Genomic DNA, 13,115 nt, shown 5'->3' on the forward strand with positions numbered 1-13,115 from the left:
CCCTGCGGTGTTGATCAAGAAGTTTCGGTCTGGATCCGTCGCCCCGACGACCAGAACCTCTTGATCAACGGGGCAGGTCGGGGGTGGGGTGGGGGCGCAGCTCGGACAGGGCCGAGGCGAAGCCGTGCAGCAGGTCTGTGGCCTCGGTCAGGCGGGCGGCGGCCGGGTGTTCGAGTTGGGGACGGTACTCCTCGGCCAGGTAGCCGGCGGCGGCCACCACCAGCCGCTCGTACGCCGCCACCCCGGCCTCCAGTTGGCCGGTGAGCGCCTGGTGCGCCTCCGCCAGGGGTGCCCGGGCCTCGGCGGGGGCCAGGCGGGCGGCCCGCTCCACACTGGCCACCCGGTTGGCCAACTCCCGCAGGGACTGCTCGGCGGCGCTGGCCTCGGCGACGGCCGGCTCGGCCAGGCCGGTCAGCCGACCGGTCATCCCGGCCATGGTCGCGGCGGCCCGGTCCAGCCGTTCCCAGGGCCCGGCGGCGCTGGTGCCCCGCAGGGCGGTGCGGGCCCGGGCCCGGCGTACCTCGGCCACCACCCCGGCACCGACCGGCAGTCGTTCCACCGCGGCGACCAGGCGGGCCCGGCTGCGGGCGGCGGCCTGGGCCGGGTCCAGGGCGGGCGGGGCCGGCTGGGCGGCCAGGGCCCGCAGGTCCACCCACCGCCAGGCGGCCAGGGCGGTGGTGGCGCCCGCGGCGGCGGCCCAGGCCGCGTCGGCCAGCCCGATCCCGGCGTACGGGGTCAGAATGACGGCCGCACCCCCGAACCCACCCGCCAGTACGCTCCACCGCCGGGCAGAGCGTCGCAGCCTGCCCAGCCGCCGGAAGTAGCGGGTGCGTTCGTCTGCTGCCACCGTCGCCTCCTAGATCCCCCGCTCAGCCGGCGGCGCTGGCGTCGCCGGTGCCCCGGTCCCGGTTCATGGTCGCCCTGATCTCGTCCAGCCGGGCCACGGCCGGGTCGGCGGTCGCCGGCTGCGCGGCACCGCCCTGGGCGGCACCGGCACCGAGCTGCTCACCGGCCATGCTGGCCCGGATCTGGTCCAGCCGGGCCGTGCCGGCGACATCCAGAGTGGCCTTCTGGATCTCCAGCATCCGCCCCTCGGCCGAGTTGCTGGCCAGTTCGGCGCGGCCCATGGCGTTGGCGTAGCGCCGCTCGATGCGGTCCCGGACCTCGTCGAGGCTGGGGGTGCTGCCGGGGGCGGTGAGGGCGGACATCGACTCCAACGAGGCGGCCACGCTCTCCTGCATCTTGGCCTGCTCCAGCTGGCTGAGCAGCTTGGCGCGCTCGGCCAGCTTCTGCTGGAGGATCATGGAATTGTTCTCCACCGCCCGGCGGGCCTGCCCGGCCGCCGCGAGGGCCTGGTCGTGCAGGGTCTTCAGGTCCTCGGCGGCCTGCTCGGCGGAGACCAGCTGGGTGGCCAGGGTCTGCGCGGACTGCTCGTAGCGCCCGGCCTCGGCCTCGTCCCCCTTGGCCCGGGCCTGGTCGGCCAGGACCAGGGCCTGACGGGCGTTGGACTGCAACCGCTCGACGTCGGACATCTGCCGGGACAGCTTCATCTCCAGCTGACGCTGGTTGCCGATCACCGCGGCGGCCTGCTGGACCAGGGCCTGGTGCTGCCGGTGCGCCTCATCGATGGCCTGCTGGAGCTGCACCTTGGGATCGGCGTGCTCGTCGATGCGGGCGCCGAAGAGCGCCATCAGGTACTTCCAACCCTTGACGAACGGGTTCGCCATCTCCGCGGTATCCCCTCAGTAGCGTTGCTGCGCCAGCCCCACCTCGGATGGCCCGGCGCGGCCACCGGCGATGGTGGGTCCATCGTCCCAGTCGAGCGCCAGCAAGACATCCGTACCGGCGACGAGGGAACGTACGCGATCAACCCTACGCGGCGGTTGCCACCGGGACCATCCGCCGACGAGCCACCCGGGGCTCAGGCGGCGCAGACCACGTCCCGGTCGGTGCGGTCGGCGGCCCGGACCCGGGTGCTGCGCAGGGTCGCCTTGAGTGGGGACTCCTGGTGCACCGAGACGGCCACCCCGTCCGCGCTGACCTGGCGTACGGCGCGGCTCGATGCCGCACCCACCGGGGTCGACTCGACCGTCTCGTTCGAGACGGGCACGAGCACCTCCGGCAACTGCTCGGCCAGCGCTACCGTGTCACTGACCTCACGCAGCAACTCGGAGAGGCGGGCGCCCAGGGCGTGGCAGATCGCGGCCAGCAGCTCGCTGGAGGGCTCCTTCTGGCCGCGTTCGATCTCGGACAGGTAGCCCAGGCTGACATTGGCGGCGGACGAGACCTCGCGCAGCGTGCGGTGCTGCCCCTGCCGGCGCGCCCGTAGTGCGTCACCGATCACCCGGCGTAGCAGGACCATCGCACCTCCCCTGGGGGACAGAGTACGCCTGACCGTGCGGCCCGGCGGCGGCACCGGCTCCGATCGACGGAGCCTTCCCGCAACCGTACCCGCTGTAGGCCGCTGCGACATCCCTCCCCGCCCGGCTAACGAGCCGCGTGGCCATTCTGAAATCTGCTCCCGACGGCCACTTCCGCGCCTTCGGCGAGCTGGGCGTGCTCGGTGAGCAGCCGCAACGCCTCGGTCACGGTGGCACCCCGGATCTGGTCGCGTCCGCCGTCGAGGTCAAGCTCACGCACCTGGGTACCGTCCGGGCCGGCGACCGCGACGAAGACCAGCCCGACCGGCTTGCCGTCCTGCGGCTCCGGGCCAGCCACTCCGGTGGTGGCCAACCCCCAGTCGGCCCCGCAGCGGCGGCGTCCCCCCTCGGCCAGCGCCACCGCCACCTCGGCGTCGACCGGGCCGCGCTCGGCCAACAGCTGTCCCGGCACCCCGGCCAGCCATTCCTTCAGCTCGGTCGCGTACACCACCAGGCCGCCCCGGTAGACGACACTGGCCCCGGCGATCTCCACGATCGTGGCGGCCAGCAGCCCTCCGGTCAGCGACTCGACCGTGGCCAGGGTCTCCCGTCGCTCGGTGAGACGGTGCACCACGGCGGCCGCCGCGCGACCCATCGATCCTTCGGCTTCTCTGACACCCACGCCTGACATCCTTCCCGACCAGCCGGGGTTCTACTCGCCGCCGCGCGGTTCGGCCGCCCAGCGGGAGCGGGACGGGTCAGCTACGGGAGCGGCGAAGGCGCAGGGCCTGGGCGATGTAGTCGAAGCCGGTGACGACGGTCACCACCACCGCCGCCCCCATGATCCAGGGACCCACACCGGCCAGCCCGGCCGGCATCGGCCACAGGTACCAGACGATGGCCAGGATCTGCAGGGCGGTCTTGACCTTGCCGCCGCGGCTGGCCGCGATCACCCCGCGCCGGATCACCCAGAACCGCAGGGCGGTGATGCCGAGTTCGCGGGCGAGGATGAGCCCGGTCACCCACCAGGGCAGCCGGTCGTAGAAGGACAGCAGCAGCAGGGCGGCGCCGGTGAGGGCCTTGTCGGCGATCGGGTCGGCCACCTTGCCGACCGCGGTGATCAACCCGAACCGGCGGGCGATCCAGCCGTCGACCAGATCCGTGGCCGAGGCGACCGCGAAGATCAGGCAGGCGGTGATCTGCCAACCGGGGTGGGTCATGCCGGCGAAGACCACGGAGACCGCGAAGACCGGTACGAGCAGCAGCCGCAGGGCGGTCAGCGCGTTGGCGGCGTTCACCACCGGCACCCCGGCCGCCACCGGAGCCGGTGTCGACTCGGTAGCGCCGGTCATCGGCCCACGCTCGGGCACCCCATGCTGTCGTTCCCTCTCGTCTCGCCCCGCCGTCACCGTGTCGCGCCGGGCGCCGCCGAGATCATCTCATCCGGCACCGCCAGCAGGTCCACTCCCTCCGTGCCGGTCACCGTGGCCCGGACCAGGTCACCCGGGCGGAGTGCGGCCAGGTCGACCCCACCGCCGTCCGGGGCGACGAGGGTGGTCGAACCGTCCACCTCCGGCGCCTGGTGGGCGGCCCGTCCCTCGACGAGATCCCCGTCGATCGAGTCGACCAGCACCTCGACGGTCGTACCGAGCCGGTCCTCGGCGCGCTGCGAGCACAGTTCGTCGGCCAACGCGCTGAGCTTGTCGTACCGGCGCTTGATGGTGGCGGCGGAGACCTTGCCGGGCAACCCGGCGGCCTCGGTGCCGTCCTCGTCGCTGTAGTCGAACATGCCGATCGCGTCCAGCCGGGCCTCGGTCAGGAATCGGACCAGTTCATCGACGTCGGCCCGGGTCTCGCCCGGGAACCCGACGATGAAGTTGCTCCGGGCCCCGGCCTGGGGGGCCAACTCCCGCGCCGAGGCCAGCAGCTCCAGGAATCGGTCGGTGGAGCCGAAACGTCGCATCCGGCGCAGCACGGGCTCGCTGGAGTGCTGGAACGACAGGTCGAAGTAGGGCGCTACCCCCGGGGTGGTGGCGATCGCCTCGATCAGGCCGGGTCGGGTCTCGGCCGGCTGGAGGTAGCTGGCCCGGACCCGGACGATGCCCTCGATCGCGGCCAGTTGCGGCAGCAGCTTCTCCAGGGCGCGGGGGTCGCCCAGGTCCTTGCCGTAGGAGGTGGAGTTCTCGCTGACCAGGACCAGCTCGCGGACACCGCTCTTGGCCAGCCACTCGGCCTCGGCCAGCAACTCGTCCGGGGTACGGGAGACGAAGGCGCCCCGGAAGGCCGGGATGGCGCAGAAGGCGCACCGGCGGTCGCAGCCGCTGGCCAGCTTGAGGGAGGCCACCGGCCCGCTGTCGAGCCGACGCCGCAGCACCGGACGCAGATGCGCCGGGGTGTGCTCGTCGACGTCCGCGCCCCGACCGTGCCCGGGCAGCGACACCGCGCTGTCCCGCCGGGCCACCGGGGTCAGCGGCAGCAGTTCCCGCCGGTCGCGGGGGGTGTGGGCGGTGAACTCGCGGCCCTCGACCACCGCGTCCAGCCGGGCGGCGATCTGCGGGTAGTCGTCGAAGCTGAGCACCGCCTGGGCCTCGGGCAGGCTGTCGGCCAACTCCCGGCCGTACCGCTCGGCCATGCAGCCCGCGGCCACCACCTTGGCGCCGGTGTCGGCGGCGGCCAGCAGGGTCTGGATCGAGTCCTGCTTGGCCTTCTCCACGAAACCGCAGGTGTTGACCACCACCACGTCGGCGCCCTCGCCGTCCGTGGTCACCTGCCAGCCGTCGGCGTGCAGTCGGGCGGCCAACTCCTCCGAGTCGACCTCGTTACGGGCACAGCCCAGGGTCAGCAGGGCTACACGACGACCGTCAGAAGAGGTGGCAGACACCATCCGAGGGTACCGGGCCGCCGCGCCTTCCCCGGCGGGGCGGGCGCGGTGTCCAACGGGTCGGGCGGATCAGCTCGGGACGACCGGGGCGAGGGTCCGGACCAACTGGTCGAGCAGGAACACCTCCGTGCCGGCCAGGCCGACCGAGCAGAAGACCGAGATCTGGTCCGCGGTGGCGCGACCCGGTGCCGCCCCGGCCAGCACCGCGCCCAGGTCACGCAACCGCGAGGCGTACGGCGCTTCGGCGGCCAGCATCGGCGGCACGTACGCCCCGGCCTGCGCCGGGGAGTCGGTGACCAGCACAGCGGCGGCGTCGAGAAGATCCGGGCCGAACTCCGTACGGTCCCGCTGTTTGAAGCCGACCGCGTTGACATGGGTGCCCGGGGTCAGGTCGGCGGCGTCCAGCACCGGGGTCGGGCTGGTGGTGGCGAGCACCACCACGTCCCGCTCGTGCACCGCGGCGCGGGCGGTGTCCACCGCGCGGGCCGGGATACCCAGTTCGGCCCGCACCCGGTCGGCGAAGGCGCTCCGACGGGCCGCCGACCGGCTGAACACGGTCACCTCCCGCAACGGGCGTACGGCGGCGGCCGCCCAGACCTGGGTCCAGGCCTGCCCGCCGGAGCCGATCACCCCCAGGGTGGTGGTGTCCGGGCGGGCCAGCGCGTCCACCGCGACCCCGCCCAGCCCACCGGTACGCCGGGACCCCAACTCCTCCCCCACCGCCACCGCCCGCACCGCGCCGGTCCGCCCGTCGTGCAGCACCACCACCTGCTCGGCTCCCGGATGACCGAAGGTGTCGTACGACCGGTAGCCGTACCACTGCCCGGTCAGGTGCCCGGCGGTGAGCACCATCCGGCCGGCGCCCAGCGGCGCGGCGGCCCGGGGCGGCGCCACCAGCCGCCCCTCGTACGCGGCCAGCAGGGCGTGGCGCATCGCCTCCACGGTGGTCGGAGCGTCCAGGGCGGCGGCGACCTCCGGATCGGAGATGAGGAGGGTCATGCCTTCCATCGTGCAACGTCAAGCGAGGTTGAGGTCCACCTCAGGTGATCGGTCTCACCTGGGCCTGGGGACCGGGGACGGTGCTACGGTCGATCCCGGTGGCCCCTGCGGCCCCCCGGACGAGTCGTGGGCGTACCCGGTCAGGTCAAGACGCCCCGGAACTGGACCCGACTCGTCCCGTGCCAGGTGGCCCGGGCGACCGTGAAGAGGTGACCCGATGGCCTGGATCGTGCTGGTGCTCTCCGGACTGCTGGAAACAGCGTGGGCGATCGCCCTGGACCGCAGCGCCGGCTTCACCCGGCCCCTCCCCTCCGCGATCTTCGCGGTCACCCTGGTGCTGAGCATGGGTGGCCTGGCGTACGCGCTGCGGGAGATCCCGGTCGGCACCGGGTACGCCGTCTGGGTGGGCATCGGGGCGACCGGCACCGCCCTGGTGGGGATGTTCGCCCTCGGTGAGTCGACCAGCCTGCCCCGGATCCTGTGTCTGCTGCTGGTGGTGGCCGGGGTGGTCGGCCTGAAGGTCTTCCACTGACCTTCATCCCAGGGGGTGGGCGTGACGGCCCGCACCAGTGGGTAGAGACCGGACGGCAGAGGAAGACTCACCATCCGGAGGCAGACATGGCCACCAGCACCGTTCGTTCGACCAGCGCCGCCCGCATCTGCACCATCGTGGGCTTCGTGTGCGCGGTTCTCGCGTTGCTGCTCAATCCGATTCTCTTCGGAGTCATCGGTCTGGTCCTCGGCATCGTCGGCGCGGTGCTCGGCGACAAGCCACTGGGCTGGTACGCCGCCGGCGCCAACGTGGTCGCCATGCTGCTCAGCATGTTGATCCTCGGCGCCCTCTGAGCCACCGACCCGCCACGGGCCCGCCGCGACACGCGGCGGGCCCGTGACGTATGCCCATCGGTGCTTTCGGCGGCGGTCAGTCCTCGTCGCCGCGCAGGCCCGCCAGGACCTCTTCCAGCTCGTCCGGTTTGACCAGCACCTCGCGGGCCTTGGAGCCCTCCGAGGGGCCGACCACCCCCCGGGTCTCCATCAGGTCCATCAGGCGGCCGGCCTTGGCGAAGCCGACCCGCAGCTTGCGCTGGAGCATCGAGGTCGACCCGAACTGCGAGGTGACCACCAACTCGACCGCCTGCACCAGCAGGTCCAGGTCGTCGCCGATGTCCTCGTCGATCTTCTTCTTGCTGTCCTGCGCGGGGGCCAGCACGTCCGGACGGAACTCCGGCTCGCGCTGGTCCTTGCAGAACTTCACCACGTCGTTGATCTCACGCTCGGTTACCCAGGCGCCCTGGATGCGGATCGGCTTGGAGGCGCCCATCGGCAGGAACAGCCCGTCGCCCCGACCCAGCAGCTTCTCCGCACCCGGCTGGTCGAGGATGACCCGCGAGTCGGCCAGCGAGGAGGTGGCGAAGGCCAGCCGGGAGGGCACATTGGCCTTGATCAGACCGGTCACCACGTCCACACTCGGCCGCTGGGTGGCCAGCACCAGGTGGATGCCGGCGGCCCGGGCCAGCTGGGTGATCCGGACGATGGAGTCCTCCACGTCGCGGGGGGCGACCATCATCAGGTCGGCCAGCTCGTCCACGATCACCAGGAGGTACGGGTACGGCCGGATCTCCCGCTCACTGCCCGGGGGCGCCTTGATCTCGCCGTTGCGGACCTTGCGGTTGAAGTCGTCGATGTGCCGGACCCCGTTGGCCGCCAGGTCGTCGTAGCGCATGTCCATCTCGCGGACCACCCACTCCAACGAGTCGGCGGCCTTCTTCGCGTTGGTCACGATCGGGGTGACCAGGTGCGGGATGCCCTCGTAGCCGGTCATCTCGACCCGCTTGGGGTCGATCAGCAGCAGCCGCACCTCGTCCGGGGTGGCCCGGGTCAGGACGGACATGAGCAGGGAGTTGAGGCAGCTGGACTTCCCGGCGCCGGTGGCTCCCGCGATCAGGATGTGCGGCATCTTCGCCAGGTTGGCCACCACATAGCCACCCTCGATGTCCTTACCCAGGGCGACCACCATCGGGTGGTGGTCGCTGGTGGCGGCGCGGGAGCGCAGCACGTCACCGAGGGCCACGTTCTCCGGGTCGGTGTTCGGGATCTCCACCCCGACGGCGCTCTTGCCCGGGATCGGGCTGAGGATGCGTACGTCCGGGGACTTGACCGCGTAGGCGATGTTGCGGGACAGCTGGGTGATCCGCTCGACCTTGACCCCGTGGCCCAGCTCGACCTCGTAGCGGGTGACCGTCGGCCCCCGGGTGAAGCCGGTCACCGCGGCGTCCACGTCGAACTGTTCGAAGACCCCGGTCAGGGCGGCGATCACCTCGTCGTTGGCCTTACTGCGGGTCTTCGGCGCAGCCCCGCTGCCGAGCATGTTCGCCGGCGGCAGGGTGTAGTCACCGGCCAGCCCGGTCAGCGCCAACTGCTCGGCGCGGGTGGGTGCCGGGGAGTGCTCCGGCGGCTCGGCCGGCTTGCGGCTGGCCGGCACCCGGGAGGGCGCCTTGCGGGGCAGGACGATGGTCTCCTGGAGATCCACATCGTCCAGGTCGTCGAAGTCCTCCGGGTCGACCGGCGGCGGGGTGCGTTTGGCGGGGCGACGCCGGGCCGGCGGGGCCGGGGCCTCCTCCGTCTCCTGCCCGGTCTGGCCGACCATGCTGCCGGCCAGCAGACCGAGCCGTTCGGGGATCTTGTTGATCGGGGTCGCCGTGACCACCAGCAGGCCGAAGACCAGCAGCAGGATCAGCAGGGGCACCGCGACCCAGGCGGTGACGGCCCGTTCCAGCAGGCTGCCCACCCCCGCGCCGATCAGGCCCCCGGCGAAGTCCCGCTCCCCCGGGTCGCCCGGCTGCTGCCCGATGTGCAGCATCGCGGCCGTGGCGATCAGCATGGAACCCCAGCCGACCCAGCCCCGGCCCCGGTGCTCGGGGTCGCCGGGCTGACGCATCAGCCGCCAGGCCCCGATGCCCAGCAGCACCGGCACCACCACGGAGATGGCGCCGAGGAACAGCCGGACGGTGTCGGCCAGGCGGGCGCCGACCGGCCCGGCGGCGGAGAACCAGAGGGCTGCCGCGCTGAGCAGGGCCAGGCCGATCATCAGCAGCCCGGCGCCGTCGCGGCGGTGCTCCGGCTCCAGGTCACGGCCCGAGGCGGCGCGTACCGCCCAGCCGACGCCGTGGGCCAGCCCCATCCACACCGCACGGACCGCCCGACCGATGTAGGCGGCCGGGCCGGGACCCCGCGAGGCGGTACGGCGGCGGGCCGGTGCGGCCTTCTTCGCCGGTTGACGGGCACGACTGTTCGCGCCAGCACGCGGCGACGCGCCGCGTCGCCGGCTCGCCTGAGAGGTACGGCCCGCCATAGCATCACCGTAACGGCGGGTCCCGCGATACGCCGGTCTTCCAGTCGGCTCCGCGTGTCGCAACGCGGTCCCCGCCACCTGTCGTGATATTCGCCTGCGAAGGGATGTCTATGGCGTCGCCGGAGTACGACGACGGTCTGGACGACCCGCTGGCCGGGCATCCGGGCACCCTGCGGCCCCTGACCCACGACCTGATCGCCACGGTGCTCGCCCACCGGGGCCACCCGGTCACCACCGAATCCGGGGGTGACCTGGTAGGACGATGGGCGCAGGCGCACATCTGGTTCCTGCGCGCCGGTGACGCCGGAGAGCTGCTCCAGGTCCGCACGGTCGCCATTCACCCTTTCCCGACGCAGGCCGTGCCCCGGCTGCACGACTTCTGCAACGGGTGGAACCGGGACCGGTTCTGGCCCAAGGCGTTCGTCCATGTCGACGACGCCGGGCAGGCCCGGGTCTGCGGCGAGGTCATCACCGACCTGGAACGGGGGGTCACCCCCCACCAACTGGACCGGCTGCTGGACCGGGGCATCGGCACCGGTTGCCGGTTGGCCGCCGAGGTGGGCCGGCTGTTCGGGACGGCCCACCGGTGAGCGGGTGGGCCGCCGGTCGCCGCCACCGGCCCCGGATGTCGGCACCGGCCGAGCGCCGACCGGCCGAGCTGCTGGCCGAGGCGCGGGACATGCCGGACGGTGAGGCGCGTACGGCCGAACTGGAACGGGTGGCCGCCCTAGCGGAGGCCACCGGCGATCCCGGCACGGCGCTGGCCGCCTGGTCCGAACTGGTCGAGGCCCAGGTGCGCGGCGGCCAACGGTGGCGGCTCTTCGAACCCGTCCGGCGCTGTCTGGAGGCGGCTCGCCGGCCGCACCGCCCCGAGGACGGCACACCCCTTGCGCGGCCGGACGCCGAGACCCTGCGCCGCTACCAGCGGTACGCCGTGGAGGCCCTGCTCGGCACCCCCCGGGTCGGCATCGACCAGGCCCGGTCCGTGCTGGCCGATTTGGACGACCCGGCCGACACCGGGTCGGCTCTGGTCGCCCAGCTACGCTGCCGCATCGCCGATCATGTCGGTGACGAGCCCACCGCCCGGCACTGGCTGCGGCGTTGGCAGGCCGCCGATCCGGACCCGGCCGCCGGATGTCCCGACTGCCTGCCGGTCCGCCAGGCCGAACTGCTCGCCGGTTGGGGCGACTGGGCTGAGGCGATCGCCCTGGTGGCACCCCTGCTGGACGGTCCGCTGGGGTGCACCGCCCAACCCGAGGCCGCCCTGACGGGGGCCCTGCTGCCCTGGTTGCGGGCGGGGGCGGCGCAGCAGGCGGCGCAGGCGCACGTACGGGCCTACCGGCGGCACCGGGTGGCGCCGGAGGGGTTCGACCACCTCGCCACCCACCTGCGTTACTGCGCCCTGGGCGGGCACCTGGACCGAGGGCTGGCGATCCTGGTCGAGCAGTTGCCCCGGCTCGACCAGCCGCACGAGGATCTGGCCGTGATGGAGTTCGCCGCGGCCGGGGCCCTGGTCTGCACCCTGGCCGCCGAGGAGGGCGGCGATCGGACCGTACCCCGACCGGCCTATCAGGGGCGGCCCGCCGGGACCGTCCCGGTGGCGGCCCTCGGCGCCGACCTGCTCGCGGTCGCCACCGAGCTGGCCGGCAGCTTCGACGCCCGCAACGGCACCGGCCACCAGTCCGGTCGGATGGCCGCCTGGCTGGCCGAACGACCGTTGGCCGCGCCGGTGCCGCTGCCCGCCGAGGAGCCGGACGAGGCCGACGAGGGGTTCTTCTCCGGGGCACCCGACCCGGCGGGCGAGGAGGAGTTGGCCGCCCTCTCCGTGGGGATGATCACGGCCGCGCTGGACCGGCGGGGCGACCGGTACGCCCTGGACAGCGCCGGCACGGTGCGGGGGCGCTGGGGGGAGGCGGTGATCCAGTTCCGGCGGGCCGGGGAACGCGGCGAGGTGCTGCACGCCCGGGTGGTCGCCGACCGCCGGCTGCCGGCGGACCGCCGGGCCGAGGCGTACGCCTTCTGCAACGGGTGGAACCGCGACCGGCTGCTACCCAAGGCGTACGTGCACGATCCCGGTGACGGTGAGCTGGTGCTGGCCGGTGAGGTGGCCACCGACCTGGCGTACGGGGTGGCCCCGGCCCAGGTCACCGTGCTGGTGGAGGCGGCGGTACGGACCGGGGTCGCATACGCCGAGGCGGTCGCCGCCCTGCCCTGACCCGACGCCGACGCACCCTGTGCGGCGGGCCCGACCGGCGCGCGGCCGGCCGGGCCCGGCCGATCAGCGCCGGCCGCCCAGGGTGCGGAAGTTCTGCGTGGTGAGCAGGGTCAGGTTGTTGCGTTGCAGGATCTCGTTGACCGGCTGGTAGAAGGTGGTGCCGCCGCGTACGCAGTCACCCGAACCGCCGGAGGTGACCCCCTGGGCCTGGTTGCCCGAGATCCACGAGCCGCCGGAGTCACCCGGTTCGGCGCAGACATTGGTCCGGACCAGCCCGCTGACCAGCCCCTCCGGGTAGCGGACGGTGGCGTTGCGGGCCTGCACGGTGCCGCAGCGCACCCCGGTGGTGGAGCCGGAACGGCAGATCGACGAGCCGACGGCCACCTCCCGGGAGCCGGCGACCCGGGCGATGCCGCCCCGGAAGTCGGTGACCTCCGGCAACACCCTGGTGTTGCTGTTCACCTGCACGAAGGCCCAGTCGTCGCCGGGGAAGGAGGAGGACCGGAAGACCCCCTGCAACTCCCCGTCCGGCCCGGAGGTGCGGGCACCGACCCGGCCACAGTGTCCGGCGGTGACGTAGCCGCCGACCACCGCGAACCCGACCGAGCAGCGTCCCGCGCCGACGAAGAACGGCTCCCCGCCCCGGACATCGGCGAAGAGGCGCGGCTGCTCCTCGGTGGCCATCCGGACCGCCTGGCGGGCCACCCCGGCGCGGGCGACGAACCGCCAGCCGGCCGCCTCGGCACCCGGCTGGGCCAGCACCACCAGACTGTTCGAGGCCACGTCGACGTACCAGCCGGAGACCTGCTGGGCGTGGGCGGCGTTGCGGTCCATCCTGGTCTTGAGCGCGTCGAGCTGCCCGACCCCACGCTCGACCACCTTCGGCACCGCCCCGGTGGCCCGGACCCGTGCCGCTTCGGCCGGGTCGGCCACCGCCACGTTCAACTGGCCGCCGTCGGCGCTGAGCCAACTGCCCCCGTAGTCGGTGCCGAGTTCGGCCCGAAGCTGCTCGACCACCCCGCCGGCCCAGCGTTCCGTCTTGAGTCGGGCCGCCACCTGGGACTGGTTCAGCCCCAGGTCACGACCCATCGCCTCGACCAGTTCCGGGTCGGCACCCGGCACCGTCGGCGCGGTAGAGGCACTGGGTGCCGTGCCACCCTCACCGGCGAAGGACGGCAGCGTCACCGCCGCCGCCGCGCCCACCGCCGCCACCACGACACCGAGGGCTGTCCATCTCCTGCGGTCCATCCGCCACGCTCCTCCCGGCAGGCGCGGGCACGCCTGCCGGGTCGGAGTACGGCTCCGAGC

General features: G+C 73.4%; 13 protein-coding genes and 1 riboswitch. Of the genes, 4 read left to right on the forward strand and 9 right to left on the reverse strand.

What is annotated here, in order from left to right; all coding sequences use genetic code 11:
- Positions 1 to 64: 64 nt before the first annotated feature.
- The 7 genes from pspM to OIE53_RS14965 form a co-directional block, all read right to left on the reverse strand.
- Complete coding sequence (pspM, locus tag OIE53_RS14935) at positions 65 to 847, reverse strand: phage shock envelope stress response protein PspM (RefSeq protein WP_327022164.1); 783 nt, start codon at positions 845 to 847, stop codon at positions 65 to 67.
- 22 nt (positions 848 to 869) lie between these two features.
- On the reverse strand, positions 870 to 1,727 hold the full coding sequence (locus OIE53_RS14940; protein ID WP_327022165.1) for a PspA/IM30 family protein: 858 nt from the start codon (positions 1,725 to 1,727) through the stop codon (positions 870 to 872).
- 194 nt (positions 1,728 to 1,921) lie between these two features.
- Positions 1,922 to 2,362 (reverse strand): helix-turn-helix domain-containing protein, encoded by a 441-nt coding sequence (locus tag OIE53_RS14945; protein ID WP_327022166.1) that lies wholly within the window; start codon positions 2,360 to 2,362, stop codon positions 1,922 to 1,924.
- A 125-nt stretch (positions 2,363 to 2,487) separates the two neighbouring features.
- The gene (locus OIE53_RS14950) at positions 2,488 to 3,051 is read right to left on the reverse strand and encodes a CinA family protein (protein WP_393337105.1); all 564 of its coding nucleotides are present in this window, start codon (positions 3,049 to 3,051) and stop codon (positions 2,488 to 2,490) included.
- Positions 3,052 to 3,118: 67 nt separating this feature from the next.
- The gene (gene pgsA, locus OIE53_RS14955; protein ID WP_327022167.1) at positions 3,119 to 3,712 is read right to left on the reverse strand and encodes a CDP-diacylglycerol--glycerol-3-phosphate 3-phosphatidyltransferase; all 594 of its coding nucleotides are present in this window, start codon (positions 3,710 to 3,712) and stop codon (positions 3,119 to 3,121) included.
- 53 nt (positions 3,713 to 3,765) lie between these two features.
- Positions 3,766 to 5,244 (reverse strand): 30S ribosomal protein S12 methylthiotransferase RimO, encoded by a 1,479-nt coding sequence (rimO, locus tag OIE53_RS14960; RefSeq protein ID WP_327022168.1) that lies wholly within the window; start codon positions 5,242 to 5,244, stop codon positions 3,766 to 3,768.
- Positions 5,245 to 5,310: 66 nt separating this feature from the next.
- Positions 5,311 to 6,240 (reverse strand): ornithine cyclodeaminase family protein, encoded by a 930-nt coding sequence (locus tag OIE53_RS14965; protein WP_327022169.1) that lies wholly within the window; start codon positions 6,238 to 6,240, stop codon positions 5,311 to 5,313.
- 95 nt (positions 6,241 to 6,335) lie between these two features.
- Positions 6,336 to 6,400, forward strand: a riboswitch (guanidine-III (ykkC-III) riboswitch).
- Between the two features lie 57 nt (positions 6,401 to 6,457).
- On the opposite strand from OIE53_RS14965, the gene OIE53_RS14970 reads away from it, so the two are divergent.
- A complete protein-coding gene (locus OIE53_RS14970) occupies positions 6,458 to 6,772 on the forward strand; it encodes a DMT family transporter (RefSeq protein ID WP_327022170.1) in 315 nt (104 codons plus the stop codon).
- Positions 6,773 to 6,858: 86 nt separating this feature from the next.
- The gene (locus OIE53_RS14975) at positions 6,859 to 7,086 is read left to right on the forward strand and encodes a hypothetical protein (RefSeq protein WP_327022171.1); all 228 of its coding nucleotides are present in this window, start codon (positions 6,859 to 6,861) and stop codon (positions 7,084 to 7,086) included.
- A 76-nt stretch (positions 7,087 to 7,162) separates the two neighbouring features.
- Here the strand turns inward: OIE53_RS14975 and OIE53_RS14980 are convergent, their stop codons facing one another.
- Entirely contained in the window at positions 7,163 to 9,592 is a 2,430-nt protein-coding gene (locus tag OIE53_RS14980) for an FtsK/SpoIIIE family DNA translocase (RefSeq protein WP_327022172.1), read from the reverse strand.
- Between the two features lie 110 nt (positions 9,593 to 9,702).
- Here OIE53_RS14980 and OIE53_RS14985 point away from each other — a divergent pair, with 110 nt between their 5' ends.
- Positions 9,703 to 10,182, forward strand: coding sequence for a YbjN domain-containing protein (locus OIE53_RS14985; RefSeq protein ID WP_327022173.1), 480 nt, complete (start codon positions 9,703 to 9,705; stop codon positions 10,180 to 10,182).
- 35 nt (positions 10,183 to 10,217) lie between these two features.
- Entirely contained in the window at positions 10,218 to 11,807 is a 1,590-nt protein-coding gene (locus tag OIE53_RS14990) for a YbjN domain-containing protein (RefSeq protein WP_327027216.1), read from the forward strand.
- 63 nt (positions 11,808 to 11,870) lie between these two features.
- Here OIE53_RS14990 and OIE53_RS14995 read toward each other — a convergent pair whose 3' ends face one another.
- The gene (locus OIE53_RS14995) at positions 11,871 to 13,055 is read right to left on the reverse strand and encodes a S1 family peptidase (RefSeq protein ID WP_327022174.1); all 1,185 of its coding nucleotides are present in this window, start codon (positions 13,053 to 13,055) and stop codon (positions 11,871 to 11,873) included.
- Positions 13,056 to 13,115 lie beyond the last annotated feature (60 nt).

Source organism: Micromonospora sp. NBC_01739 (genome assembly GCF_035920385.1).
In the GTDB taxonomy this organism is placed as follows: Bacteria; Actinomycetota; Actinomycetes; order Mycobacteriales; family Micromonosporaceae; genus Micromonospora.